At 70.5% G+C, this 24681-nt stretch carries 28 protein-coding genes; 8 read left to right on the forward strand and 20 right to left on the reverse strand.

The window, feature by feature from the left end; genetic code table 11:
* The 13 genes from F4558_RS24880 to paaA form a co-directional block, all read right to left on the reverse strand.
* On the reverse strand, positions 1–366 hold the full coding sequence (locus F4558_RS24880; RefSeq protein ID WP_053652225.1) for an NADH-quinone oxidoreductase subunit A: 366 nt from the start codon (positions 364–366) through the stop codon (positions 1–3).
* Positions 367–553: 187 nt separating this feature from the next.
* Positions 554–1831: a geranylgeranyl reductase family protein gene (locus F4558_RS24885; RefSeq protein WP_053652366.1), complete on the reverse strand. Its 1278-nt coding sequence runs from the start codon at positions 1829–1831 to the stop codon at positions 554–556.
* A 139-nt stretch (positions 1832–1970) separates the two neighbouring features.
* Positions 1971–2195, reverse strand: coding sequence for a hypothetical protein (locus tag F4558_RS24890; RefSeq protein ID WP_053652224.1), 225 nt, complete (start codon positions 2193–2195; stop codon positions 1971–1973).
* Between the two features lie 83 nt (positions 2196–2278).
* Positions 2279–2989: a demethylmenaquinone methyltransferase gene (locus tag F4558_RS24895; protein ID WP_053652223.1), complete on the reverse strand. Its 711-nt coding sequence runs from the start codon at positions 2987–2989 to the stop codon at positions 2279–2281.
* A 167-nt stretch (positions 2990–3156) separates the two neighbouring features.
* Positions 3157–4425, reverse strand: a complete 1269-nt coding sequence (locus tag F4558_RS24900) for an LPXTG cell wall anchor domain-containing protein (RefSeq protein WP_053652222.1) — start codon at positions 4423–4425, stop codon at positions 3157–3159.
* Positions 4426–4902: 477 nt separating this feature from the next.
* Positions 4903–6093 (reverse strand): cyclic dehypoxanthinyl futalosine synthase, encoded by a 1191-nt coding sequence (gene mqnC / locus F4558_RS24905; RefSeq protein WP_053652221.1) that lies wholly within the window; start codon positions 6091–6093, stop codon positions 4903–4905.
* A 76-nt stretch (positions 6094–6169) separates the two neighbouring features.
* Positions 6170–6580, reverse strand: coding sequence for a type II toxin-antitoxin system VapC family toxin (locus F4558_RS24910; RefSeq protein WP_053652220.1), 411 nt, complete (start codon positions 6578–6580; stop codon positions 6170–6172).
* Positions 6577–6855 carry a type II toxin-antitoxin system Phd/YefM family antitoxin gene (locus F4558_RS24915; RefSeq protein WP_053652219.1) on the reverse strand — a complete coding sequence of 93 codons (279 nt, stop codon included), beginning with the start codon at positions 6853–6855 and terminating at the stop codon, positions 6577–6579. Before F4558_RS24915 ends, F4558_RS24910 begins: the two co-directional genes overlap by 4 nt.
* Positions 6856–6886: 31 nt before the next feature.
* Positions 6887–7996, reverse strand: a complete 1110-nt coding sequence (gene paaE / locus F4558_RS24920) for a 1,2-phenylacetyl-CoA epoxidase subunit PaaE (protein ID WP_167946146.1) — start codon at positions 7994–7996, stop codon at positions 6887–6889.
* Positions 7993–8472 carry a 1,2-phenylacetyl-CoA epoxidase subunit PaaD gene (gene paaD / locus F4558_RS24925; RefSeq protein WP_167946148.1) on the reverse strand — a complete coding sequence of 160 codons (480 nt, stop codon included), beginning with the start codon at positions 8470–8472 and terminating at the stop codon, positions 7993–7995. Before paaD ends, paaE begins: the two co-directional genes overlap by 4 nt.
* A 44-nt stretch (positions 8473–8516) precedes the next feature.
* Entirely contained in the window at positions 8517–9242 is a 726-nt protein-coding gene (gene paaC / locus F4558_RS24930) for a 1,2-phenylacetyl-CoA epoxidase subunit PaaC (RefSeq protein WP_053652216.1), read from the reverse strand.
* Positions 9239–9526, reverse strand: coding sequence for a 1,2-phenylacetyl-CoA epoxidase subunit PaaB (gene paaB, locus F4558_RS24935; RefSeq protein ID WP_053652215.1), 288 nt, complete (start codon positions 9524–9526; stop codon positions 9239–9241). Before paaB ends, paaC begins: the two co-directional genes overlap by 4 nt.
* On the reverse strand, positions 9523–10590 hold the full coding sequence (paaA, locus tag F4558_RS24940) for a 1,2-phenylacetyl-CoA epoxidase subunit PaaA (RefSeq protein WP_053652214.1): 1068 nt from the start codon (positions 10588–10590) through the stop codon (positions 9523–9525). The genes paaB and paaA overlap by 4 nt, the downstream gene beginning before the upstream one ends.
* Positions 10591–10961: 371 nt before the next feature.
* Between paaA and F4558_RS24945 the strand changes: the two genes are divergently transcribed.
* Together F4558_RS24945 and F4558_RS24950 are read left to right on the forward strand one after the other, a co-directional pair.
* Positions 10962–11945 carry a hypothetical protein gene (locus F4558_RS24945; protein ID WP_167946150.1) on the forward strand — a complete coding sequence of 328 codons (984 nt, stop codon included), beginning with the start codon at positions 10962–10964 and terminating at the stop codon, positions 11943–11945.
* Positions 11945–12904 carry a serine hydrolase gene (locus F4558_RS24950; protein WP_167946152.1) on the forward strand — a complete coding sequence of 320 codons (960 nt, stop codon included), beginning with the start codon at positions 11945–11947 and terminating at the stop codon, positions 12902–12904. The genes F4558_RS24945 and F4558_RS24950 overlap by 1 nt, the downstream gene beginning before the upstream one ends.
* A 67-nt stretch (positions 12905–12971) precedes the next feature.
* Here F4558_RS24950 and F4558_RS24955 read toward each other — a convergent pair whose 3' ends face one another.
* From F4558_RS24955 to F4558_RS24965, 3 genes are read right to left on the reverse strand one after another with little or no spacing between them, the layout of a single operon-like run.
* Positions 12972–13823 carry a menaquinone biosynthetic enzyme MqnA/MqnD family protein gene (locus tag F4558_RS24955; RefSeq protein WP_053652365.1) on the reverse strand — a complete coding sequence of 284 codons (852 nt, stop codon included), beginning with the start codon at positions 13821–13823 and terminating at the stop codon, positions 12972–12974.
* Positions 13775–15190, reverse strand: coding sequence for an MFS transporter (locus tag F4558_RS24960; protein ID WP_167947643.1), 1416 nt, complete (start codon positions 15188–15190; stop codon positions 13775–13777). The genes F4558_RS24955 and F4558_RS24960 overlap by 49 nt, the downstream gene beginning before the upstream one ends.
* A 41-nt stretch (positions 15191–15231) precedes the next feature.
* Positions 15232–15810, reverse strand: coding sequence for an ArsR/SmtB family transcription factor (locus F4558_RS24965; RefSeq protein ID WP_167946153.1), 579 nt, complete (start codon positions 15808–15810; stop codon positions 15232–15234).
* Between the two features lie 83 nt (positions 15811–15893).
* Here F4558_RS24965 and F4558_RS24970 point away from each other — a divergent pair, with 83 nt between their 5' ends.
* Complete coding sequence (locus F4558_RS24970) at positions 15894–17162, forward strand: HNH endonuclease signature motif containing protein (RefSeq protein ID WP_312877395.1); 1269 nt, start codon at positions 15894–15896, stop codon at positions 17160–17162.
* 295 nt (positions 17163–17457) lie between these two features.
* Entirely contained in the window at positions 17458–19578 is a 2121-nt protein-coding gene (locus F4558_RS24975) for a HelD family protein (RefSeq protein WP_167946154.1), read from the forward strand.
* Here F4558_RS24975 and F4558_RS24980 read toward each other — a convergent pair.
* From F4558_RS24980 to F4558_RS24995, 4 genes are read right to left on the reverse strand one after another with little or no spacing between them, the layout of a single operon-like run.
* Complete coding sequence (locus F4558_RS24980) at positions 19565–20170, reverse strand: hypothetical protein (protein ID WP_167946155.1); 606 nt, start codon at positions 20168–20170, stop codon at positions 19565–19567. The genes F4558_RS24975 and F4558_RS24980 overlap by 14 nt on opposite strands.
* 4 nt (positions 20171–20174) lie before the next feature.
* The gene (locus F4558_RS24985; RefSeq protein ID WP_053652206.1) at positions 20175–20522 is read right to left on the reverse strand and encodes a YbaB/EbfC family nucleoid-associated protein; all 348 of its coding nucleotides are present in this window, start codon (positions 20520–20522) and stop codon (positions 20175–20177) included.
* 11 nt (positions 20523–20533) lie between these two features.
* Positions 20534–21460, reverse strand: coding sequence for a WXG100 family type VII secretion target (locus tag F4558_RS24990; RefSeq protein ID WP_167946156.1), 927 nt, complete (start codon positions 21458–21460; stop codon positions 20534–20536).
* Positions 21457–21864 carry a hypothetical protein gene (locus F4558_RS24995; protein ID WP_245241362.1) on the reverse strand — a complete coding sequence of 136 codons (408 nt, stop codon included), beginning with the start codon at positions 21862–21864 and terminating at the stop codon, positions 21457–21459. Before F4558_RS24995 ends, F4558_RS24990 begins: the two co-directional genes overlap by 4 nt.
* A gap of 170 nt (positions 21865–22034) precedes the next feature.
* Here F4558_RS24995 and F4558_RS25000 point away from each other — a divergent pair, with 170 nt between their 5' ends.
* The 4 genes from F4558_RS25000 to F4558_RS25015 are packed head-to-tail and all read left to right on the forward strand — an operon-like array spanning position 22035 to position 24668.
* Positions 22035–22673: a hypothetical protein gene (locus tag F4558_RS25000; RefSeq protein WP_053652204.1), complete on the forward strand. Its 639-nt coding sequence runs from the start codon at positions 22035–22037 to the stop codon at positions 22671–22673.
* Positions 22670–22996 carry a transcriptional regulator gene (locus F4558_RS25005; RefSeq protein WP_053652203.1) on the forward strand — a complete coding sequence of 109 codons (327 nt, stop codon included), beginning with the start codon at positions 22670–22672 and terminating at the stop codon, positions 22994–22996. Before F4558_RS25000 ends, F4558_RS25005 begins: the two co-directional genes overlap by 4 nt.
* Positions 22993–23919: an ABC transporter ATP-binding protein gene (locus tag F4558_RS25010; protein ID WP_053652202.1), complete on the forward strand. Its 927-nt coding sequence runs from the start codon at positions 22993–22995 to the stop codon at positions 23917–23919. Before F4558_RS25005 ends, F4558_RS25010 begins: the two co-directional genes overlap by 4 nt.
* 11 nt (positions 23920–23930) lie before the next feature.
* Entirely contained in the window at positions 23931–24668 is a 738-nt protein-coding gene (locus F4558_RS25015) for an ABC transporter permease (protein WP_053652201.1), read from the forward strand.
* Positions 24669–24681 lie beyond the last annotated feature (13 nt).

The following is a 24681-nucleotide window of genomic DNA, read 5'->3' on the forward strand; positions in this document are numbered from 1 at the left end:
TCAGTCCCAGTCCAGGCCGCCGCGCCGCCACACGTAGGCGTACGCGACGAAGACCGCGACGATGAACAGGACCATCTCCACGAAGCCGAAGATCGGCAGAGCGTCGAACGAGACCGCCCAGGGGTAGAGGAAGATGATCTCGATGTCGAAGACGATGAAGAGCATCGCCGTCAGGTAGAACTTGATCGGGAAACGCCCGCCGCCAACCGGCTGCGGACTGGGCTCGATGCCACACTCATAGGCTTCGAGCTTGGCCTTGTTGTATCGACGGGGGCCAGTTATCCGGGCAGCGCCGACAGAGAACAGCGCGAACGCCGCGGCGAGGGCGAAGAGCCCGATGATCGGTGCGTAAGGCGAGAGCGACATCTTTTCTCCTGCTCGTCCTTCCCTGCCCTCGGTGCTTGACAAAATTCACACTATTCACATCCCTGCCGGTGGCTGCCAGCGGGGGTCGATCTCTGTCCGAATCGGAACTGTCACCAGCGTCGACACGGTTTTCAGCCGCCCCCCGCCGACGTCGGTGACGGCGGGAAGTGCGGTTCATCGGCTTCATTTACACGGCTGGAGCCGCCTTCGTCATCGCGTTGATGACCCGGTCCATCGCGTCCCCACCACGGGGGTCGGTCAGGTTGGCCAGCAGTTTGAGCACGAATCGCATCAGCGTCGGATGCGGCATTCCGTGTTTGGTGGCGATCCGCATGATCTCCGGACGGCCGATCAGCTTCACGAAGATGCCGCCCAGCCGGTAGTAGCCACCGAGGCGGGCCTTCAGCTCGTTCGGGTACGCCATCAGCGCCCGCTCCCGCTCCGGGCCGGCCGGTCGGGCGAGCGCCTGCACCATGGCCTCGGCGGCCAGTTCACCGGACTCCATGGCGTACGCGATGCCCTCGCCGTTGAACGGGTTGACCATGCCGCCGGAGTCACCGACCAGCAGCACGCCCCGGGTGTAGTGCGGCACCCGGTTGAAGCCCATCGGCAGCGCGGCGCCGAGGATGGGACCGTCGGCGTTCGCCTCGTCGGTCATGCCCCACTCGGCGGGGGTGTTGGCGAGCCAGTCGGTGAGCAGCCGACGGTAGTTGGTCTTGCCGAACGCGGACGACGAGTTGAGCACGCCGAGACCGACGTTCACCCGCCCGTCGCCGAGGCCGAAGATCCAGCCGTACCCGGGCAGCAGGTTGTCGCCGCTGTCCTTGCTGCGCAGCTCCAGCCACGACTCCAGGTAGTTGTCGTCGTGCTTGAGCGGGGACCGGTAGTAGCGGCGGACGGCCACGCCGATCGGCCGGTCCTCCCGCTTGGCCAGCCCGAGCGCCAGCGGGAACCGGCCCGAGACGCCGTCGGCGGCGACGACCAGCGGGGCGCGGAAGGTCGCGGGCTCCTTGCCGGGCCCCACCTCGGCCTCGACACCTGTCACGCGGCCGTCGCCGTCGAGCACCGGGCCGAGCACGTTGACGTTGGTGCGGAGTTTCGCGCCGGCGGCCACCGCGCGCTGGGCGAGCAGGTCGTCGAAGTCGAGCCGGGTGCGCACCAGACCGTAGTTGGGGAAGCTCGCCAGCTCGGGCCAGTCCAGCTCCAGGCGGACGCCGCCGCCGATCACCCGCAGGCCACGGTTGTGCAGCCAGCCGGCCTCGGGCGAGGTGTCCACGCCCATCCGGATGAGCTGCCGCACCGCGCGCGGGGTCAGCCCGTCGCCGCAGACCTTCTCCCGAGGGAACTCGGTCTTCTCCAGCACCAGCACGCGTACGCCGTGCCGGGCCAGGTGGTACGCAGTCGCCGATCCACCGGGGCCGGCGCCAACGACGATGACGTCGGCGTCGTGTTCCACCGCGGTCATTCGCACCTCCTCCCGCACGCTCGTGAAATGCTTCACAAGCCAGACGAGACGAGTGTATGACCGGTGTCATACCTGCGCAGGGTCAGGGGTACCTAAGTCGCTGGTGTTACAGCCGGTGACCGTCCACAGTGGTCAGGTGTCAGATCCGACTGGGCGCTTCCAGGCCCGCGTCAACCCGGATGGTTTCCGGCAAATGCTCACGTAACGCACCCCCGGCGGCCCGGTCCAGCGCGGCCAACACCTCGGCGACGACCTGCCGCACCTCCGTCGGGTCGGCGCCAGCCAATGCGCGCAGTTGCGCGACGAGCTCGGCCGCGTCGTCGTCGGTGGCGGTCGCCGGGCCCGCCGGGTCTGCTCCGGTCATGCCGGCAAGCGTACCGGGCAAATTGGGCCAAAATCCGACATTGGCGAAAGACAAGCAACATTCGGGTACGGCCGTGGAGCCGCCTACTCGCGGATCCCCCGGTGCAGGGCGACCACGCCGCCGGTCAGGTTGCGCCACGCCACCCGTCCCCAGCCGGCGGCACCGATCCGTCCGGCCAACGCGGACTGGTCCGGCCATGCCCGGATCGACTCGGCCAGGTAGACGTACGCCTCCGGGTTGCTCGACACCGCACGGGCAACCGCCGGCAGCGACCGCATCAGGTACGACAGATAGACCGTCCGGAAGGCCGGGTTGACAGGTGTGCTGAACTCGCACACCACGAGCCGCCCGCCCGGCCGGGTGACCCGGGCCAGCTCGCGCAGAGCCGCGTCGGTGTCGTTGACGTTGCGCAGTGCGAACGAGATGGTCACCGCGTCGAAGCTGGCGTCGGCGAACGGCAGTCGCAGCGCGTCCCCGGCCAGCAGCGGCACCTCCGGTCGCGCCCGCTTGCCCGCGTACAACATGCCCAGCGACAGATCCGCCCCGACCGCGTACGCCCCGGAATGCGCCAGCTCGCGCGTCGATACACCGGTGCCCGCCCCCACGTCCAGCACCCGCTCGCCGGGCCGTAGGCCGAGCGCGGCGCGGGTGGACCGACGCCAGGAACGATCCTGGCCGAAGGAGAGCACGGTGTTCGTCAGGTCGTAACGCTCCGCCACGTCGTCGAACATCGCGGCGACCTCGTGCGGCTGCTTGTCCAGGCTGGCTCGCTGGCCCTGCGGGGTACGGCTCACCCCTTCACTCTGCCAGCCGTCCGCCAACCGACGAGCGCTGGGTCTGCGTACCCCCGATCGGCCGGAAGCATCGGCGCTGCCGGCGGCGGCCGAGCAGGCGCGGCGGTCGCCCTGGCACGCGAAAGGGCGGGGTGGTCGCCCACCCCGCCCTTCACGTCACGCCTCGGTCAGTCGGTCGACTTCTCGTCGCCCGGGGCGACCAGGACGACCTTGCGCCGCCGGGAGAGCACCAGCAGGGCCCCACCCACGAGCAGGATCATGCCGCCGATGCCGCCGATCAGGCCGACCTGCACACCGGTCACCGGGAGACCGCCGCCACCGGAACCGCCACCACCGGTACCCGGCGACGTGGTCACGCCGGGAGACGTCGTCGTACCCGGTGACGTCGTGCCACCCGGGGTCGGCGTGGCCGTCGGCGAGGGCGTGGCCGTCGGCGTCGGGGTGGGCTGCACGGTCAGGTCGACGAAGACGTCGAACTGCGCGCTGTTGTCCACCTCGTCGACCTCGGTGAACGCCTTGCGCTGCGCGCCGGTGGCCACCTTCGGCTGCTCCTCGGGGCTACCCGCGGACGCGTCCAGGCCGGCGGCCCACAGGAAGCCGGGCCGGAGCACCGACTCGGTGACGCCCGAGCCGACCTTCACCCGGACGCCCGCCGTGTAGAACTGCCCCGGCTTGAGCACCACGCCGGTGTCCTCGCAGTACGCGTTCGCGAAGCCGCCCAGCGGCTGCTCGATGCAGCCCTCCGGAAGCTCGGCGAAGGTGACGCCGGCCGGCAGGGTGATCCCGTACGCCACACCGGTCGCCTTGCGGCTGCCGTCGTTGTAGATCGCCCAGTCCAGCGGCGCGGTCTCGCCCAGCTTCACAGCCTGCAGGTCGGACTCGCCGACCTCGTCCCCGTCCACAGTCACGTTGGCGTAGACGTCCTGCACCCATGCGGTCAGGTCGTAGCCGGGTTCGGTGACGGTGATGTCGTGCTCGACGGTGTTGTCGTCGAGGTTGGGGTCGGTGGTGGCGGAGCTGATGGTGACGACGAGCGTGCCGCCGTTACCGCGACCACCGGTGGAGAAGAGCGGGATACCGAAGTCCTCGGTGGTGCCGGCGGCCAGATCGCCGAGCAGACAGGTGAACTTCGTGCCGGTGACGTCGCACCCGATCGGGACGAGGTAGCCCACCTTGCGGTTCTTGAGGCCCTTCGTCTCCACGGTGACCCGGACGTCCTTGGCGTCGACAGTGCTCCGGGTGTTGTCGACCTGGAACTTGAACGGCTTGGCCTTGGCCTCCTTGACGCCCTTGGCCAGCTGGTAGCTCAACGGCTGCAGCGCGAGGTCGGCTCCGGCGGCGGCCTGCGCCGGGGCGGCGACGGTGGCCAGGCCACCGGCCGCGAGCAGAGCCACGACGCCGGCGCGAGCCAGAGTCGAGCGGTGGAACGGTGTCATCAGTCCCCCGGGGGATAGGGAAGGCAATGGTTGTGGGAACGAGCGGACGTTATCGAAGGTCGATCTCCCGCGCCAGCGTGGGAGCCGCATTTCCGCTGTCTTTACCGGACCGGGCAGACGGTACGGGCGGAATGGTCACCCATCCCGCCCGTACCGCCGTGCGTTATATGAACGACCCTCATGGGTCGATGGAGGACTACCCCGGTCCGGCACCCGTCCGACCACCGCCACCAGCGCGGCGTGCGGAATCCGCCGATCCGCGCGCCTGGGCGGCGGGTGGTGAGAACGGGTATGGCCGGGACGGTAGCCGCCCACGATCATCTCCACCAGCCCCGCAGCGGGCAGCCTGGCGCTGCGACGGCACTGTCGACCCGTACCGCCGAGGCACCGGCGCGGGAGCACGACCCCTGATCAACCGAACGGCCGTGCCGGGGGGACCATCCCCTGGTCAACCGAACGGTCGGACTGCGACCTGCCTCAGTTGACCTCGACCAGGGGGAGCGACCGGCCGGCGCCGCCACCGGGCAGCGCGATCGACGAGAAGTGCGAGACCACCCGCTCGTCGGTCGGGTCGTCGGCCGGGGTGTGGTGCACCGCCAGCCGGTTGTAGAGGGTGTCCCGCTGGGCCGGAATCCGGTCGGCGGAGCGGATCATCCCGATCAGCTCGTGCAGGTTGGAGCGGTGCCGAGCGCCGGCGGAGGAGATGACGTTCTCCTCCAGCATGATCGAGCCGAGGTCGTCCACGCCCATGTGCAGCGCGAGCTGCCCGACGTCCTTGCCGGTGGTCAGCCAGGACGCCTGAAGGTGCGGCACAGTCTCGAAGAAGAGCCGGGCCACCGCGACCAGGCGCAGGTATTCCAGCGTGGTCGCCTGGGTGCGGCCCTTGAGGTGGTTGTTCTCCGGCTGGTACGTCCACGGGATGAACGACCGGAAGCCACGGGTGCGGTCCTGCACGTCGCGGATCATGCGGAGGTGCTCGATCCGCTCGGCGTGCGTCTCGCCGGTGCCCATCATCATGGTGGCGGTCGACTCGATGCCCTGCCGGTGGGCCAGCTCCATGACCTCCAGCCAGCGCTCACCCGACTCCTTGAGCGGCGCGATGGCCTTACGCGGGCGCTCGGGCAGCATCTCCGCGCCAGCACCGGCGATGGAGTCCAGACCGGCGGCCTTGATTCGGGCGATGGCCTCGTCCAGGCTCACGCCGGACACCTTGGCCATGTGCAGGATCTCGCTCGGGCCGATCGAGTGGATGACGAGCTGGGGGTACGCCTGCTTGACCGAGGAGAACAGCTCCTCGTAGTACTCGACGCCGTAGTCCGGGTGGTGCCCGCCCTGGAGCATGACCTGGGTGGCGCCCAGCTCGACCGCCTCGCCGCAGCGACGCAGGATCTCCTCGGTCGGGTGGGTCCATCCCTCGGAGTGCTTGGGTGCCCTGTAGAACGCGCAGAACTTGCACGCCGTCACGCAGACGTTCGTGTAGTTGATGTTGCGATCGATCAGGTAGGTGACGACGTTGTCCGGGTAGCGCCGCCGGCGCACCGCGTCCGCCGCCTCGCCCAACGCGTGAAAGGGCGCCTCGGTGTAGAGCAGCAGCGCCTCCTCGGGCGTGATCCGCCCGCCGTCCGCGCCGCGTTGCAGGATGTCGTCGATCTCGCGGTTCGCCGTCACACCCCGAGCCTACGTCGGCCCCTCAGCGGCCGGCACGCCCCTCCGACTCCAGTGACGGGAACCCCTCGAGTCGACCTCAGTCCATCCCCGGGCTCGCGACCGGCAGCCCCACACTCTTTGCCGCGTCCAGGAGGCGACGGTCGTAGGTTACGAAGGCGGCGAAGTCCGACCCGGACTGCGCGGCGAGGACCTCCGCTGTGGCGAGGTGAATGGCATCGAGGCTCCGCAACAGCGGATCGCCGTACGCCCCGGCGGCAGCACGGACGGTGGCGTCGATCTCCACGCGATACAGGCGGGCCAGCGCCCCCGGCACGCCAGCCAGGGCGAGCGGCGCCGACCGACGCAACGCCCTCGGCACCTCGACTTCCACAAGCGCGGAAGCGACGAGCGACATGCCGGACCGCTCGTTCAGCCAAGCGATCAACTGCTCGGTCGCCGGCTCGCGGCGAAGTAGCTTGATGATCGCGGCCGAGTCGAGGTAGATCACCAGCGCTCTTCCTCACGCGCGGCGGCGAGCCCGGCGGCCACGTCGATCGCAGGGTCACCGAGCACAGGAGGTAGCGGCAGCGGGCCGCCGTCCGTCGGCGCCGTCGCCCTTCCCTCCGAGACCAGCCGGGACAGCAGAGCCCCACCGGCGACAATCGGTACCAGCCGGGCAATGGGTTCGCCGCGATCCGTCACCTCGACGGTCTCGCCGGCACGCACGCGGGCCAGCACCCGGCTGGTGTGCTGGTTCAGCTCTCGAACCGCGACCTGCTCCATGCGACGAGTGTAGTACGAGATGTCCTACACGTCACGCATCGTAGTCGACGGTGAGCCTGTCGGTGGTCGGGCTGGACTGGCAGGTCAGGACGTAACCGGCCGCCAACTCGTCGGGCTCCAGGGCATAGTTGCGGGCCATCGTGACCGCGCCGTCGACGACCTTCGCCTTGCAGGTCGAGCAGACACCACCCTTGCAGGCGTACGGCAACTCGCCGCGCACCTTCAGCGCGGCGTCAAGCACCCGCTCCTCACGGCCCATCGTGAAGTTCGACGACCGGCCGTCCAGCACGATGGTGACCTCCGCGCCTGCGCCCGGCTGGTCGCCGGGGCGTACCACAGGCTCCGGCGGCGCGTCGACGTGAAACAACTCGGTACGGACCGCCGACTCGGGCAGCCCGCGCCCGGTCAGCACGTCCCGGGCGTCGACCACCATGGCGTACGGGCCGCAGAGGAACCACTCCTCGATGACCTCGCCCGGCACGATGGTCTCCAGCAGACGGGCCAGCCGGTCGGCGTCGATCCGCCCGGAGAGCAGCGGCGACTCGCCCTGCTCGCGGGACAGCACGTGCACGAGGTGCAGCCGGGTGGGGTAGCGGTCCTTCAGGTCGGCCAACTCCTCGGCGAACATCACCGTGTTCGCCGTGCGGTTGCCGTACACCAGTGTGAAGGTGCTGGCCGGCTCGACGGCCAGTGCCGTCGCGACGAGCCCGAGCACCGGCGTGATCCCGGAACCGGCGACGACCGCGCCGTAGTGCCGCACCCGGTCCGGCGCGAACGCCGTGGTGAACGTGCCAAGCGGCGGCAGCACCTCGACCGTGTCGCCGCCGCGCAGCGCGCCGCACGCGAACGCCGAGAACGCGCCGCCGGGGATCTCGCGCACGCCGATCCGCAGCCGCCCGTGCCGGGCCAGGTCGTCGGGGATGGAGCAGATCGAGTACGACCGCCGCACGTCCTCGCCGCCGTCGGTCACCCGGCGCACTGTGAGGTGCTGGCCCGCGCGGAACGCGAAGGTGTCGCGCAACTCCTCGGGTACGGCGAACGTGACAGCCACCGAATCGTCGGTGAGCCTGTCGACTGCGGAGACCGGCAGCGGGTGGAAGACCGGCCGGCGGCGGACCGGCCTGGTGATGGTGACTGTCACAGTGCCTTCAGGTGGTCGAAGGGTTCGGAGCACGAACGGCAACGCCACAGCGCCTTGCAGGCTGTCGAGCCGAACCGGCTCACCTGCTCGGTCTCCGGCGACCCGCAGCGCGGGCAGCGGACCGCCAGGGTCAGCGCCACCACTCCGGAGGCGGCGACCGGCGACGGCGGAGCGATGCCGGCGGCGGCGAGCTTGGCCCGCCCACCGTCGGAGATCCAGTCGGTGCTCCAGGCCGGGCTGTAGACCGTGCGGACCTCGACGTCCGGGTGCCCGGCGGCGGCGAGCGCGCGCCGGATGTCGGCCCGGATCACGTCCATGGCCGGGCAGCCGGTGTAGGTCGGTGTGATGGTCACTGTGACCCGCCCGGTGGCGGGGTCCTCCTCGACCGCGCGCAGGATCCCCAGCTCGTCGATCGTGATGACCCGGATCTCCGGGTCCACCACCGCCGCGACGGCAGTACGCGGATCGACAGGCACGCGGTCACCGGCTGCGGGGCTGGGCCGCGTCGCGCTCCGCGCGCTCACCAGGCCGCCCCCGGGTGAGCGCGGTGCAGCACCTGCATCTCGGCGAGCAGGTACGACAGGTGCTCGGTGTGCACACCGGCCCGCCCGCCGCCCGGCGCCCAACCGCCCTCCGGCCGGCTGAGCGTCGCCTCGGCCAGCACCGGGCCGACGGTGTCGTCGAACGCCTGCCGCAGCGTGGCCGGGTCGACCGGTGCCGCCGGGTCCGCGACGAACAACTCGTGGGTGTACGGCCAGACGTGGTCGACGGCCGCCTGCATCCGGCGGTGCGACTCCTCGGTGCCGTCACCGAGCCGCTTCACCCACAGGGAGCCGTGGTCCAGGTGGTACGCCGACTCCTTGCGGGCCTTCGCGCCGATAGCGGCCAGTCGCTCGTCCGCGCATCCGGCGAGCGCCGTGTAGAGCGGCACCTGGTACGCCGCCAGGAAGAAAAGTTTCGCCATGGTCACCGCGAAGTCGCCGTTTGGCAGCTCGACCAGGAGCACGTTGCGGAACTCGCGGTCGTCGCGCAGGTACGCAAGCGCGTCCTCGTCGCGGCCGGCGCCCTCCAGCTCACCCGCGTACGACAGCAGCAGGCGGGCCGCGCCGAGCTGGTCGAGGGCGATGTTCGCAAGCGCGATGTCCTCTTCCATCTCCGGCGCACGGGTGGTCCACTCGGCCAGCCGCTGCGCCGCGATCAGCGCGTCGTCACCGAGGGCGACTGTGAAGTCGAACGGCCCGTTCACAGGTGGGCCACCCCGTCCGGCACCTCGTAGAACGTGGGATGGCGGTAGACCTTGTCGGCCGCCGGGTCGAAGAAGGCGTCCTTCTCGTCCGGGCTCGACGCGGTGATCGCGCTCGCCGGCACCACCCAGATCGACACACCCTCCTGCCTGCGGGTGTAGAGGTCCCTGGCGTTGCGCAGGGCCAGCTCGGCATCGGGGGCGTGCAGGCTGCCGACGTGGGTGTGCGACAGCCCGCGCCGCGCCCGTACGAAGACCTCCCACAGCGGCGAGTGTTCGGTGCTCACGCGGCTACCTTCTCCCTCTTCTCCGCCCGCTTGGCGGCGTACGCCGCGGCGGCCTCGCGTACCCATGCGCCGTCGGCGTGGGCGGCCCGGCGGTGCGCCATCCGTTCCCGGTTGCACGGCCCGTCGCCGGAGATCACCCGCATCAGCTCGTCGTAGTCCGGCTGGGTGTAGTCGTACGCCTGCCGTTGCTCGTTCCAGCGCAGGTCGTCGTCGGGGATGCGCAGCCCGAGGACCTCGGCCTGCTGGACGCACATGTCGACGAAGCGCTGCCGCAGGTCGTCGTTCGAGAAGCGCTTGATCTTCCAGGCCATCGACTGGGTGGAGTGGGTGGAGTCGCCGTCCGGCGGGCCGAACATCGCAAGCGACGGGTACCACCAGCGGTCCACGGCGTCCTGGGCCATCGCCTGCTGCGCGGGGGTGCCGTGCGCCAGGGTGTGCAGGATCTCGTAGCCCTGGCGCTGGTGGAACGACTCCTCTTTGCAGACCCGGATCATCGCTCGCGCGTACGGGCCGTAGGAGCAGCGGCACAGCGGCACCTGGTTGACGATCGCCGCGCCGTCCACCAGCCAGCCGATCGCGCCCACGTCGGCCCAGGTCAGAGTGGGGTAGTTGAAGATCGAGCTGTACTTCTGCCTTCCGTCGAGCAGCAGTTGCACAAGCTCGTCGCGGGTGATGCCGAGGGTCTCCGCGGCGGCGTAGAGGTAGAGCCCGTGGCCCGCCTCGTCCTGCACCTTGGCCAGCAGGATCGCCTTGCGCTTGAGCGACGGCGCCCGGCTGATCCAGTTGCCTTCCGGCTGCATGCCGATGATCTCGGAGTGGGCATGCTGGGCGATCTGCCGGATCAACGTCCGGCGGTACGCCTCGGGCATCCAGTCACGCGGCTCGATCTTTTGCTCCGCGTCGACGACCTCGGCGAAGTACGCAGCCAGGTCCTCGTCCGGTGCCGGGCCGCCCCGGCGCTGACGAGCGGCGGCCGCCCGCAGGTCTGCCTCGGCCGCCTCGACCTCACCGAGCAGGCCAGCGCCGGGTGCGTCGTCCGGTGCGGAGAAGTCGTTGCCATACATGAGGACAAGTGTTACAGCTTGCGCCCTGATGCACTAGGGGGTGTAACAGGAAACCCGAGTCACCTACCGTAACGGATGGGCACTTTTTGACCACGCATCGCTACGGGCCGCCTATGACTTGAGTCACTGCCGAAACGTGAATCCTCACACAAGACGCATATAAGCCTGATTTCCCACGGAAATGGCGTGTCACCAGGTGTCGAGGTCTGCCGTTCGGTCAGTCCGGACGTAGACTTCTGCCGGTCAACCGATCGGCTGCCACCAATCGCCGGCTCCACAGAGGCCACCGTCCCCCGCGCCTCGGCGAACGCACCGATCGCCCGGACAACAAGCCGGCCCCCCGGCCCTGACATCTGGAGCTCACCCAAATCATGCGATCCCGCGTGACCATGGTGTTCGCCGTCGTAGCGGTCCTTCTCGGTGGCGTCCTGCTGGTCCCCACCGCGTACGCCCGACTCTCCAACGGCGACAGCAGCGGAGGTGGCGGTGGCGCCGCCTCCGTCGCCGCGCCCTCGCCCACTCCGCCGCCGCCACCCACGCTGGCCGCCGGCCCGGTGTCGGTGAGCTTCAAGGGCGAGTTCTTCTCGTGGGCTCTGCTGGAGCGGGAAACGGGCAAGATCTCCGGGTCGCCGAACATGACAGCGACCAGCTCCACCGAGTCGATGATCAAGGCGTGGATCGTCGCGGACTACCTGCGGCAACTCGGGGACAAGGAGCCGACCGAAGCTCTCAAGAAGGCGTCGGTACTGGCCATCCGGGACAGCAACGACGCGGCTGCCAACAAGGTCTACGCCGCTGCCGGTGGCTCCTACAAGACACCGGCGAACGGGCAGCCGGGCCCGGTCATCCAGCGGGCGATCAAGATCTGCGGGCTGACCGACACCAAGCGGGGCAATGTGCCGAAGTACGAGGGCTGGTGGAGTTTCACCCGGATGTCACCCCGGGACGCCGCCCGGCTCGGCGACTGCATCGCCAGCGGTAAGGCCGCCGGCCCGAAGTGGACCGAGTGGGTGCTCAGCGAGATGAGCAAGGTTCGCGGCACCACCGCGGACAAGGACCAGAAGGCCGATTCGGGCGGTGGGCGCTGGGGGATCATCGACGGCCTGCCGAAGTCGATCACCGCGCAGGGCCCGGTCAGCATGAAGAACGGTTGGACCCGCCTGTACTACGACGGCAACTGGCACGTCAATTGCCTTGCTGTCACCGACAAGTGGAGCCTCGCGGTGATGATGCGTTACCCCATCAGGTCCAGCCTCGACTACGGCGCGCAGGCCTGCGCCAGCGTGGCCACCCAACTCGTCACCCCGCAGCCGGGCGCCGCGCTGAAGGTGCCACAGCCGGCTGAGGCCCTCTGATGCCCGGGAGTCGCCGGGCGGACCGCCGAGACGAGGGCGAGAGCTCCCCGTTACGGCTGATCGCCGTCGCGGTCATCCTTGTCGGGCTGGTGCTGGTGTCACTGCGGCTGCTGCCCGGGTCACCGTTCGAGTCGTCCGCCGCCGCCAAGTGGGGTGAGTCGGACGCGAGCAGCGGCCGGTCCACAAGTGGCGCGACCGACCGCAGCGCCCGCCAGCCCGCAGCGCCGTCGACGAGCCCCAGTCCGGCGCTGGCACCGCTGCCGTTCGCGGCCAAGGACCTCGACCTGGACATCGCGGGCTGGTACGGCTGGAGCGTTCTCGACCGCCGGACCGGGAAGATCATCGGTTCGAAGAACATGGACGAGACGAGCACCACCGCCTCGATGATCAAGTCGTGGATCGTCGCCGACTACCTCCGCCGGGCCGCCGACGCCGGCCAGACGCCGAGCGACGCGAAGCTTGACGACGCCACGAGGATCATCCGGGACAGCGACAACACAAGGGCCGAGCAGTTCTACAACTCGGTCGGCCGGGACGCCTCGATCAAGCGGCTGATCTCCATGTGCAAGCTCACCGACAGCAGCGTCGCCCCCGACAAGGGCTGGAGCCGTACGGCGCTTTCCCCCCGCGACACCGCCCGGCTGGGCAACTGCATCGCCACCGGCACGGCCGCCGGTCCCAAGTGGACCAAGTGGCTGCTCAACGAGATGAAGCTGGTCCGCGGCGCCGGTGACTTCGGCATCCGCAAGGCGTTCCCGGCCGCCAAGCAGAAGCAGATCGCCATCAAGAACGGGTGGATCGACAGGACCCGCGAGCAGCAGATGCACATCAACTGCCTGGCCATCGGCGACACCTGGACGATGGGCGTGATGGTCAAGTACCCGATCGACATGGGCTACGACTACGGCATGAAGAACTGCGAGAAGATCACCGAGGCGCTGCTCAGCCCCGGCACCTGACCGCCGACGGCTGGGTCGTTCGCGGTCGGCGGCTTGGTCTCTTTGTGGGGTCGCTTCGCCGGGCGGTTCAGCTGGCGAAGAACTCGGGGCCGTCGACCGGCAGCGCCGGCACCTCGCCGATCGCGGCGGCACGCCTGGCGAACTCCCGCAGCCCGGCGACCTGCCGGTCACCGAGCGAGAAGTCCAAGGTCCGGAAGTACGTGGCCAGCGTCGCGGCGTCGAACGTCTCCCACCGAGCCGCCGCCTCGGCGACCTGGTCCAACTCGGCCAGGCAGAGGTCACGCGACCGCAGGAACGCCTCGTGCACCTCCTTCACCATGCCCGGGTGCGCGGCGGCGAAGTCGCGGCGTACCGCCCAGACGGCGAAGACCATCGGCAGCCCGCTCCACTCCCGCCACGCCTGCCCGAGGTCGGTGACGGTGACGCCCCGCTGCGGCGCCTCGTAGAGCGCCCGCAGCGCCACGTCGCCGATCAGCACGCCGGCGTCGGCCTCCAGGAGCATCTGCGTGAGGTCCGGCGGGCAACGGTAGTAGTCGGGGCGTACGTTGTAGCGCTCGGCGAGCAGCAGCTGCGCCAGCATCACCCCGGTCCGCGAGGTCGAGCCGAGCGCCACCCGCGCGCCGTCCAGCTCAGCGAGGGGTCGGGTCGAGACCACGTTCACCGAGAGCACGGGCCCGTCACTGCCCACGGCCAGGTCCGGCAGGAGCAGCAACTCGTCGGCGTGCCGCAGGTACTCCACCAGCGAGATCGGCCCGATGTCCAGGTCACCGGCGACAAGCGCGGCATTCAACTGGTCGGGCGAATCCTTGTGCAGGTCCACGTCGAGCAGGGCACCGGAGCGCATCAGACCCCAGTAGATCGGCAGGCAGTTCAGGAACTGGATGTGCCCGACCCGCGGGCGTGCGATGCGCTCAGCCATGACCCGACCGTATCCCCGCCGCCCGCCTCCGGCTCGGCGGGCCGGCCCAGAGTGGCCAACCCCGCATCGTCCGCGCACTGCGACGACCGGTCGGTCTCACTTTCCCGGTCTTCGATCGCCGGACGGCGTACCGCACGGGCGACAATCGGCACGAAAGCCAACGCCACAAGGAGCCCGGCCGCCCCGGCCGCAGCGATCAACGGCCGGGGCGAAACGACAGTGAGCAGCAGGCCACCGAGCAGGTAGCCGGTCATAGAGCCGCCCTGCACCGCCGCGCCGTAACTGGCGTACGCGCGGGCGCGCATCGACTCCGGCGCCCGACGAGCGGTGAGGAGGTTGGCGAACACGTTCTGGGCGCCGTTGGCAGCGCCCGCCACCAGCCAGAGCGGCACCAGCAGGGTCGCCGTCGGCACCGTGGACGCCAGCAGGACCATGAGGCTGCATCCGGCCAGCGTGACAAGCACGCCACGTACCAACCAGCCGTCGTCGTCGAGCCGTCGTACGAGTCGGGCCGCGAACCAGCCGCCGGGCAGCAGGCCGGCCATCCAGGCGGCCCCGACCAGGCCGTACATGGTGGCGGAGCCGTTCAGCGTCTCCCGGATGAAGAAGACCTCGATCACGTTGATGCCGCCGATCGCCGTGATCACCACCGCGATGCACACCACCATGACGACCATCAGCGGGTCCCGGCGAAACCGCCATCCCTCGGCCGTACCCGTAGCTCTCTTAGCAGGCTGCGGCACGGCCTGGACCTGCGCGGTTGGCAGCTCGGGCGTGGTGGCGGTGGCCGGCCGACCACCGCGCCGGGTCCGCAGCAGCAGGCCGGCGACCACAAGCGCCAGGTAGGTCACGGCGTCGACAAGCAGCGGTACGCGGGTGCCGAACTGCCCCACCAGCAGCCCGGCCAACACCGGACCGCCGAGCGCGCCGAGGGACACGGCTGTCTGGGTGATGGCGCTCGCCCGGGGCATGTCACTCGGGCGGACCATGGCCGGGAGCAGCGCCGCCAGGCAGGGCTGCGTCACCGCGAGCCCACAGGCGAGCAGCGCGACGAGCCCGATGACCAGGACCGGGTGGGTGGCGACGGCGAGCATCGTGCAGATCGCGGCCTGGGCCAACCCGACTGTCACCAGCAGGGTACGGCTGTCCACCCGGTCGGCGAGCCGACCAGCGAGCGGGGCCAGCACCACCAGCGGGAGGGTGGCTGCGAGCAACAGCGCCGAGACGGCGAGCCCACCGGCGCCGGCATTCTGCAGGGCCAGCGCCAGCGCTGTGGCAGCGAGGAAGTCGCCGCAGATCGTGGCGCCCCGAGCCGTGGCAGCCAACCAGACGTCCGACCAGCGCGATTCACCAGTTGTGAAGGAGATACTTCGAAAATAATCCTTCACAACTGGTTCGCACAACCCCCTCAGGCCAGCGGCACCACCCGGTACTGCACCGCAACGGAACGAGCACCCTCCGGCGGATCGGCACGCCGACGCGGGTGGTACGGCCTGAGCAGCGCCAGAACGGCCTCGTTCAACTCCGCCAACTCGTCCGCCGATATCAGGAGCAGCGTGTCGTTGAACAGCGCGACGTCGTACCACTCGGCGGGCTCGTCCCCGGCGCGCCGCAACCAGTCCCGGGTCCGCTCCATGGCCCGGACGGCGTGCGCCTCCACAAGCGCCTGCTCCGCAGCCCGCGCCTCGGGCCCGGCCTCGCGGCCCGCATCGACCATCACACTGGCGTTCACCGAGCGCCAGACCCGCTCGCGCGCATCTCCCCGGCTCGGCGCCTGCTCCACCAGGCCGAACTTTGCCAGCGCCCGCAGGTGATAGCTGGTCGCGCTCGGCGACAGTCCGACGATCTCCGCGCACTCGGTGGCGGTGCCGCCACCATCACGGCTGCTCAGATACTCCATGATCGCGATCCGGGCCGGATGGGCGAGCGCCCGCATCACCTGCGGGTCGCTGATCATTCGACGCGGTTCGGGACGGGCCTCGGTCATGTGCCCATGATCCCGTCCGGCCACCCGACCCGCCATCACCCCCGCACCCCGCCCATCCTCCACCCTCAAGAATTGTCGTACGCATGTTCTATCGTCTCCTCATGTTGCAGGCGTTGTCGCAGGCGAGCGGTGCCGTCGACGACTGCGCCTCGGCCTCCCTGTGGGCGCTTTCCGACGCCGAGTTGCTCGCATCGCTCGACGCGGCGCACGGGGCGTCGCAGCGGCTGGCCGCCGTCGAGCTGGGTCTGGTGCGCGAGCTGGACGCCCGCGGCCTGGCCCTCACCGAAGGCGCCACGTCCACCGCGGTCTGGCTGCGGGATCGACTCCGGCTCTCCGGTCGGTCCGCCCGCCAGCTCGTTCAGCTCGCTGCCACTCTCGACGCCGCGCCGACAGCAGTCCGCGACGCCGTGCATGCCGGCGCCATCAGTGTCGAGCAGGGCCGCGTCGTGGCAGAGGCCGTCGCCGCTCTTCCGGTCGAGGCTGCCCCGGAGGTCGCCGACAAGGCCACCCATCTGCTGATCGCGTGGGCCGACCGGTTCGATCCGGCCACCCTGAGCCGTCTCGGGGAGCGCGTTCTCGCCCATGTCGCGCCCGACCTGGCCGACCAGGCTGAGCTGGCGGCCCTCGACCGGGCCGCCGCACGGGCCGAGGCCCGCAGGCACGTCACCCTCTCCGACCAACAGGACGGGCAGGTACGCCTCAGCGGCAGCCTCGACACCGAAACGGCGAGCCTGCTACGCGAGGCGATCGATCCGCTGTGCGGCCCGACAGGCGCGCACGATGACCGCAGTCCCGGCGAGCGGCGGGCGGACGCGCTCGGCGAGATCTGCCGGCTGGCGCTGCGCACCGGAAGCCTGCCCGACAACGGAGGCGACCGGCCACAACTCGTGGTGACTGTTTCGCTGGACGCGCTGGTAAACGGCGTACGCGCCGGCACGCTGGAGACGGGCGGGCGCCTCACGCCGGGCGCGATCCGTCGACTCGCCTGCGACGCCGCAGTGCTACCGGCCGTGCTCGGCGGCGACGGTCAGATCCTTGACGTCGGGCGTCAGCGCCGCCTGTTCACCGGGCCGCTGCGCCGCGCGCTGGTGCTGCGCGACGGCGGCTGCGCGTTTCCCGGCTGCGACCGGCCGTCCCGATGGTGTGAGGGCCACCATGTCCATCACTGGGCCGACGGTGGCACGACAGCGTTGGGTAACGCGGTTCTGCTCTGCGGCCACCACCACCGGCTCCTCCACCAGGGCGACTGGGCGGTCCGCATCGCACCCGACGGCAGGCCCGAGTTCCTCCCACCCCGCTGGCTCGATCCGCTCCGCGTCCCACGACGAAACCTCTACCACCGCCGCTGCTGAGAGCCGAGAGCACCGGATATACAGCGCGGACCTGGGCGGACGATCCAACAGCTGGCGTTCCCCCGTCCCGCCGCGACGCCACGCGACGCCTCGCCACGCCACGCCACGCCACGCCGACTCTTCCGGGTGGTCGCTTCGGTAATTCGGTGGAAGGGCGCGGCTCGGGAGCGTAGGGTTGCAGCCCGCTTGACGGCCGAGGTGAGCTGCACCGGAACGGACGTCGCCGCGCCGGGCGGCCGGCCATCCGCCCCCGGACACGCGAGCGAGCAGCAGATGTGAACGATGGGACGTCAGCATGCCCGCACCCGACCTCGACACCGACGTAAGCACCCGCCTCGACACGGACCTGGCCGCCGAGCGCGCACACCTGGCCACCTCCCGGGCGGCACTCGCACGGATGCGGGAACGCGCCGAATCCCTCTTCGCGACGGGTGACCAGGTGGCCGGCGACGCCTACGCGGCGGAGACCCTCGGTCGTACGCTGGCACGCCGGGTCGCCGAACTGGCCGACGATCCGACCACACCGCTCTTCTTCGGCCGCCTCGACTTCGCCGAAGTCCCGGACCACGAAGCCACGAACAGCGAAGACACCAGCAGCGGCGATCATGGCGGTCGGCGGTATCACGTCGGGCGGCGGCACGTCACTGACGAGGGCGGCGAGCCGCTTGTGCTGGACTGGCGGGCACCGGTTTCCCGCTCGTTCTACAGGGCCAGTGCGCGCGACCCGCAGGGGGTGGCGGTCCGGCGGCGGTTCGGGTTCAGCAGCGGGGCGCTCACCAGCTTCGAGGATGAGCGGCTGGATCGAGGCGAGGAACTGGGCACGACAAGCCGGATCCTCACCGCCGAGATCGAACGGCCGCGTGTCGGGCCGATGCGGGACATCGTCGCCACCATCCAGCCTGAGCAGGACGAACTGGTCCGGGCCGATCTGGCCGACTCGATCTGTGTGCAGGGCGCTCCCGGCACCGGGAAGACGGCGGTCGGCCTGCACCGGGCCGCGTACCTGCTCTATCTGCACCGGGAGCGGTTGCGGCGGGCCGGCGTGCTGATCGTGGGGCCGAACCGGGCGTTCCTGTCGTACATCGCGGCGGTGCTGCCGGCGCTCGGCGAGGTCGAGGTCGAGCAGGCCACGGTCGAGGAGTTGATCGCGCGGGTGCCGGTCCGGGCGGTCGAGGCGTCCGCGGTCGCCGCGCTCAAGCACGACGCGCGGATGGCCGACGTGCTGCGCCGCGCGGTGCATGCGCAGATCGGCACGCCTGCCGACTCGATCACCGTGTCGGACGGTTCGTTCCGGTGGCGGATCGGGCTGGAGCCGCTGCACCGGATCGTCGAGGAGACCCGTCGGGAAGGGCTGCCGTACGGCACGGGCCGCGAGCGGGTCCGGGCGCGGGTGGTGGGTCTGCTGCAACGGCAGGCCGAGGCGCGGCGGGCCGAGTCGCCAAGCGACGCGTGGCTGCGCCGGATGGGCCGCTGCCGACCGGTTGTCGACTTCCTGGACGCGGTCTGGCCGGCGCTCACCCCGGAAGGGCTGGTGCACAGCCTGCTCTCCGACCCTGCTCGACTCGCCGCCGCCGCGGACGGCCTGCTCACCGACGCCGAGCAGGCGCTCCTGACCTGGGTGAAGCCGGCCCGTACCGCGAAGGCGACCCGCTGGACCGCCGCGGACGCCGTGCTGATCGACGAGGCGTCGGGGTTGCTGGAGCGGGCCTCCGGGTTCGGGCACGTCGTGGTGGACGAAGCCCAGGACCTCTCCCCGATGCAGTGTCGGGCCATCGCCCGGCGCAGCGAGCACGGCTCGGTCACCCTCCTCGGCGACCTGGCCCAGGGCACCGCGCCGTGGGCTGCCACCGATTGGCGGGAGTCCCTTGCCCACCTGGGCAAACCCGACGCGGCAGTGGTCCCGTTGACTGTCGGTTTCCGGGTGCCCGCAGCAGTGGTGGCGTTCGCCAACCTGCTGCTGCCGGCGCTGGCGGTGAACGTACCGGCGGCCGAGTCACTGCGTCGCGACGGCGGCCTGGACGTGCGTACCGTTGCCGATCTGACCGCCGCGACGGTGACCGAGGTGCGGGCGGCGCTCGCGCACGACGGCTCGGTCGGGGTGATCGCCGCGGACGAGGCGGTCGACGCGCTACGGGCGGCGCTTGCCGCCGACGGCGTCGCCACCGCGACCGCCGACGACGTCACGACCGCGGAGCGGGTCACTGTGGTGCCCGCGACGCTTGTCAAGGGCCTGGAGTACGACCACGTGGTGGTGGTCGAGCCGGCCGCGATCGTCGCGGCCGAGCCACGCGGGCTGCACCGGCTGTACGTGGTGCTGACCCGCGCGGTGTCCCGGCTCTCGGTGCTGCACAGTGAACCACTGCCCGAGCCGCTGCGGACGGCACCGCGGCAAGCAACTCGGGTCAGCGGGTGGTGAGGGCTGCGGCTATCTCGCGCAGGGGCTTGCCGGGCTCGGCGATGGGCACTGTGAAGGCCAGCCACGAGCCGTCGGCGAAATCGATCCGGAGTCGCTTCGGGTTGAGCCGGTGCCAACCGACGCGCGCGCCGGCAATCGCTGCGCGGGGCGTCGACCACACGATCCGGGTTTCGGCCACCGCCCGCTCGTCGTCAGCGCTGCTCGACCAGAGCTTCAGCGGCCCGGACGCGCACACGAGCAGCCGCTGGTCGGTGACGGCGAGGATGGTGGCCTCGACGGTGATCGCCGGGGGTACCGGCCGCCGGGAGTGTTGCAGCGTGGAGGCGGACGAGCCGGGCGCGCCCCGGCCGGCGATCCCGTAGGCGATGCGGTCGACGAGCCGGTCCCCCGCTGGGAAGGAGATCAGCGGCGAGAGCAGGTTGAGCAGAGCCCCGGAGACGCCACCCCCACCGCTGGAGCTGACCTGATGCTCCTCGACCGGCGGGTCGTGCGGCAGCGCGCCCTGGGCGATGCGCGCCTTCGCGACGGCGAGCAGCCGCTCGCCCGGCTCGACGAGTTGGGTCAGCCGTTGCTGGTAACTGGTGTCGGCCATCGGCTCAGTATCGGTCCGGGTCGTCCTCGGCCGCTTTTCTGGCACCGGGCGCGTCGCCGATCACCTCGCCCACGAGCTCGCTGACCCGGGCGGCGGCCGCCTCCTGGGCGCGGGCAGCCGCGGCGGTGAACTCCTCCGCCAGCGTGTACGAGTCGAGGCGCATGGCCCGCGCGTCGATCTCGGTCGACATGATCGTGCCGTCGGCGGCGGCGGTGACCCGGACCAGCCCGGAGTCGCTCGTGCCCTCGGCGTTGCTCTGCTCGATCTCGGCCATCTTGCGGGCCAGCTCACGTTGCCAGCCGTCCAGGTTGCGGGCCAGCGCCTCGATGCGGTCCAGACCGGGAAAGGTCATGTCGGGCCCTCTCAGGTCAGGATTGAGTCGAAGACATTCTGCACACCCTTGGCGTACGGGCCTAGATCATCGCTGTACGTACCGTCCACCAGGTAGTTGCGGTCCTTGGTGCCGTCGGAGATGTCATGCAGACCGACGCCGGTGTCCAGCACGGCACCACCGATGCCCGGGATGTTCACAGGGGACACCTGGTTGACGAGGAACTTGCCGGGAAAGAGCGTCTTGAATTTCTCGATCTGGAACGCCCGGGCCTCAGCCGTCCAGCCGGACTTGTTCCACGCCCGGTACGCCTTCTTCGCCTCGCGGACTTTCAGCACCGTCTCGCGGTACGTCATCAGCATCTCGGCGACGTTCTTCATCTTGGCGGCGAGTTTCGTCAGGATCTCGCCGAACCGCGCGACGATCTTGACCATCCGGCCGACGGTGGTGGCGAGCTTGCCGAGCACCCGGACGACCGTCGCCGCGAGCGAGATGCCCGCGCTGAGCGCCGCAGCCACCGCCGCGATGATCACTTCGGTGAGGAACCAGAGCAGGAATTCGAGGATCAGTTCGACAAGCAGGTTGAACGCGTCGACGGCCGCGTTGGCCGCGTCGACGAGCACCTCCTTGGTGCCGTCCAGCCCACGGGCCAGTTCCTCGATCGCCTCCTCCACCGACTCCATCGAGGCGTTGAAACTCTCGGCGGCGTCGCCCTTCCAGGAACCGCGCAGGCGAGCCCGCTGCTGCACCTGCTCATCGGCGATCTCGCGGACCGCAGCACCGGCGGTCAAGCAGCGCTCAGCAGCGCGCATCAGGTCGTCCGGTTCGCCGGCGACGAGTTCGAGCAACTGCTCGAAGGGCCACAACACCGCGTTCGACAGCGGCTTGAACGGGTCTGGGGTGCCGGAGACGATCTGCTCGAAGTACGTCTTGTTGCGCTGCAACGCCTCGGTGCTCACAACGGCACCTGCCCACTCGGGCCAGCGCCGGGCGAGGAGGGGCCCGGCGACCAGGGCCCGGGCGCCAGGACGTCGGGCGCGGCCGGACGCCCGGGCACGAACAGGTCCGTGTTTGCCACATCGGAGCCGGTGTAGGCGTCGGCGGAGTCGATGAGCCCTTCGGCGATGTCCGCCATGACGTCGGCACCGTCGGCCAGCCCCTGCAGGCACGCCTCGAACTGCTCGGCGTACGTCGCCGAGAGGCTGATCGACGCCGGCATCACGCCGAAGGCGTGCCGTGGCACGTGTCCGTCACCGAACGAGCGGTGCAGCTCGCGGAAGCGGGCCGCCCGGTCGGTGGAAGCCGACGCGAATGCCTTCAGGGCTTCCGGATCGACCTCCGTCTCATTGCTCGGGCTCGACACGGACCCTCCCCTGTGTCCTGTGCGACCAATCAGTCGCCACGGCCTCCCACCATAGGCACACCGCGCCGCTGTCGGTGCCCCGGCAGGGGAACAGGATGCCGCCCGAGCACTCCAGCAGTGCGACCACCTGCGGACACCGAGCCTTGACTTTGCAGCGTAAAGTAGTTTGCGTGGAACCCAACGATGATCTGCCGCCCTCCGACGCGGCAGCCGCACTCCAGCTGATCCGTGACCAGCAGGCGGCCACCGCACGTCGGCTGGAGCCGGACGCCCGGCTGGTCTACTGGCCGTGGGGTGTGGCCTGGCTGATCGGCTTCGGGCTGTTCTTCCTGCGCTTCGCACCCGATGGTCGGGTGCTGGTCCGGCTACCGGACTGGCTGCCGTTGACCGTCCTGTTCGTCCTGCTCGCGGCTGCCGCAGCGGTCCAGGCGGTCGCCAGCGCGCGGGCGTACGGGCAGGTCAGTGGCGACTCCGCGGTGCGTGGCCGCTGGTACGGCTGCGCCTGGGCCCTGGGGTCGGTGAGCGTGTACGCGGCGGTCGGGCGAATCTCCGAGCACCTGCCAGCCGACCAGGCCAGCCTGCTCTGGTCGGCGACCGCTGTCGGGCTGACCGGCGCCCTGCACATGGCCGGCGGAGCCATCTGGCTGGACCGCGACCTCTTCCGGCTGGGCGCCTGGATCAGCGTGATCAACGTGGTCGGCACGATCGCCGGGCCCAGCTGGCACGCGCTGGTCATCGCGGTGGCCGGCGGAGGCGGAATCCTTGCCGCCGGAGCGGTCGCCCGACGACGACAGCGGCAACGGTCGTGACCGAACTGGACCCGGTCATCCACGCGCAGGCACGGCTGCGGGTGGTCGCCACCCTCTCCACGCTCAACGACGGCGACCGGATCGCCTTTCCCCGCCTGCAGGATCTGCTCGCCATGACGCCCGGCAACCTCTCCGTGCACCTGCGCAAGTTGGAGGACGCCGGCTACGTGGAAGTCACGAAGACCCACCGTGGACGCACCCCGGCCACGCTGATCCGGCTCAGCAGACGCGGTCGGCTGGCGTTCGAGGAATACACGGAGGCCATCCGCACCCTGCTCGACCCCACCCAGCTCGATCCGACCCCGTCGAAGGAGCAGCAATGACACTCGCACGCGCCGACCAGGCCAGCCGCCGGTACGGCGACGTCCTCGCTCTCGACCGGGTCGACCTGGAGGTCCGAGCCGGTGAGCTCGTCGGCCTGCTCGGCCCCAACGGCGCCGGCAAGAGCACCCTCATGAACCTGCTTGTCGGCCTGCGCCGCCCCAGCTCCGGCCGGGTCGAGTTGAACGGCCGCGACCCCCGCGACCCGACCTCCCGTCGACAGATCGGCGTCACCCCGCAGGAGACCGGCCTGCCGGGCACGCTGCGCGTCGGCGAGGTCGTCGACTTCGTCTCCGCGCACTACCCGGACCCGGTGCCCCGAGGTGAACTCCTCGACCGCTTCGGCCTGGGCGACCTCGCCCGGCGGCAGACCGGTGGGCTCTCCGGTGGGCAACGACGTCGGCTGGCTGTGGCGTTGGCGTTCGTTGGCCGGCCCCGGCTCGTGCTGCTCGACGAGCCGACCACCGGCCTGGACGTGTCCGCCCGGCACACCCTCTGGGACGCGATCCGCGCGTTCCACGATGACGGCGGGACCGTCCTGTTGAGCAGCCACTACCTGGAGGAGGTGGAGGCGCTGGCCCGCCGTGTGGTGGTGATCGGGCAGGGCCGGGTGCTCGCCGACGACACGGTGGAGGCGGTACGCGGCATCGTCGGCGTACGCCGGGTCAGCCTGGTCGCCGACGCGCTGCCAGGGCTGCCCGGTGTGGTACGCACCGAACGGATCGACGGCCGGCTGCACCTGCTCACCACCGACGCCGACGAGTTGGTCCGGGCGCTTGTCACCTCCGGGGCCACCTTCGCCGACCTTGAGGTGCGGCCAACCTCGCTGGAGGAGGCGTTCCTCGCCATCACCGGCACCGACCAGCACGTTGCCGAAAACCAGACCTCCGCCGTCGCTGCCGGCGGCCGACCCACCGCCGTTTGAGGAGGCGCACCGTGCAGCTCGCCCTGGTCCACGCCCGCTACCAGCTTCTGGAGATCATCCGGATTCCGGTGGCCGTCTTCGGCAGCGCCTTCTTCCCGGCCGCCGCCATGATCTTCTTTGTGGTGCCGTTCGCCGGTGACGATCCGGTGGGCGCCACGTTCGCCACCGCGTCGATGGTGACGTTCTCGGTGATGAGCGCCAACATCTTCCAGTACGGCGTCGGGGTCGCCGAGGACCGCGACCAGCCGTGGAATCCGTACACCCGGACCCTGCCGGCCGGGTCGGCACCCCGGTTCGCCGGTCGGGTGCTGGCCGGCCTGGCGTTGACGTACCTGTCGCTGATCCCGGTCGTGGTGATCGGCGCGACCCTTACCGCCGCCCGGATCACCCCGCTGGCGTTCCTGCTGTCCGCCCTCACAGTGGGCCTCATCTCGGTGCCGTTCACCCTCATGGGGCTCGCCATCGGCTACTCGATGCCGAGCAAGGCAGCCATCGTGGTGGCGCAGGTCGTCTTCCTGCCGCTGGCGTTCGGCGGTGGGTTGCTGTCCGCGCCGGGCGAAGCGCCCGGGTTCATCGAGACGATCGCGCCGTTCCTGCCCACCCGGGGTGCGGCCGAGCTGATGTGGTCGGCCGTCGGCGACTACACGGTCCAGCCACTGGCACTGATCATGCTCGGCGTCTGGGTGGTGCTGCTCGCGGCGCTCGCCGGCTGGGCGTACCGACGGGACGAGGGTCGCCGGTTCAGCTGACGATTCGTCCGTT

Origin of the sequence: Micromonospora profundi, from assembly GCF_011927785.1 — a bacterium.
In the GTDB taxonomy this organism is placed as follows: Bacteria; Actinomycetota; Actinomycetes; order Mycobacteriales; family Micromonosporaceae; genus Micromonospora; species Micromonospora profundi.

What these genes read in the sequence shown, in the direction of transcription:
- F4558_RS24880 (WP_053652225.1), bottom strand. Translation starts at nt 366, where the DNA reads ATGTCGCTCTCGCCTTACGCACCGATCATCGGGCTCTTCGCCCTCGCC.
- F4558_RS24885 (WP_053652366.1), bottom strand. Translation starts at nt 1,831, where the DNA reads ATGACCGCGGTGGAACACGACGCCGACGTCATCGTCGTTGGCGCCGGC.
- F4558_RS24890 (WP_053652224.1), bottom strand. Translation starts at nt 2,195, where the DNA reads ATGACCGGAGCAGACCCGGCGGGCCCGGCGACCGCCACCGACGACGAC.
- F4558_RS24900 (WP_053652222.1), bottom strand. Translation starts at nt 4,425, where the DNA reads ATGACACCGTTCCACCGCTCGACTCTGGCTCGCGCCGGCGTCGTGGCT.
- F4558_RS24915 (WP_053652219.1), bottom strand. Translation starts at nt 6,855, where the DNA reads ATGGAGCAGGTCGCGGTTCGAGAGCTGAACCAGCACACCAGCCGGGTG.
- paaA (WP_053652214.1), bottom strand. Translation starts at nt 10,590, where the DNA reads ATGTATGGCAACGACTTCTCCGCACCGGACGACGCACCCGGCGCTGGC.
- F4558_RS24945 (WP_167946150.1), top strand. Translation starts at nt 10,962, where the DNA reads ATGCGATCCCGCGTGACCATGGTGTTCGCCGTCGTAGCGGTCCTTCTC.
- F4558_RS24950 (WP_167946152.1), top strand. Translation starts at nt 11,945, where the DNA reads ATGCCCGGGAGTCGCCGGGCGGACCGCCGAGACGAGGGCGAGAGCTCC.
- F4558_RS24955 (WP_053652365.1), bottom strand. Translation starts at nt 13,823, where the DNA reads ATGGCTGAGCGCATCGCACGCCCGCGGGTCGGGCACATCCAGTTCCTG.
- F4558_RS24965 (WP_167946153.1), bottom strand. Translation starts at nt 15,810, where the DNA reads ATGACCGAGGCCCGTCCCGAACCGCGTCGAATGATCAGCGACCCGCAG.
- F4558_RS24970 (WP_312877395.1), top strand. Translation starts at nt 15,894, where the DNA reads ATGTTCTATCGTCTCCTCATGTTGCAGGCGTTGTCGCAGGCGAGCGGT.
- F4558_RS24975 (WP_167946154.1), top strand. Translation starts at nt 17,458, where the DNA reads ATGCCCGCACCCGACCTCGACACCGACGTAAGCACCCGCCTCGACACG.
- F4558_RS24980 (WP_167946155.1), bottom strand. Translation starts at nt 20,170, where the DNA reads ATGGCCGACACCAGTTACCAGCAACGGCTGACCCAACTCGTCGAGCCG.
- F4558_RS24985 (WP_053652206.1), bottom strand. Translation starts at nt 20,522, where the DNA reads ATGACCTTTCCCGGTCTGGACCGCATCGAGGCGCTGGCCCGCAACCTG.
- F4558_RS25010 (WP_053652202.1), top strand. Translation starts at nt 22,993, where the DNA reads ATGACACTCGCACGCGCCGACCAGGCCAGCCGCCGGTACGGCGACGTC.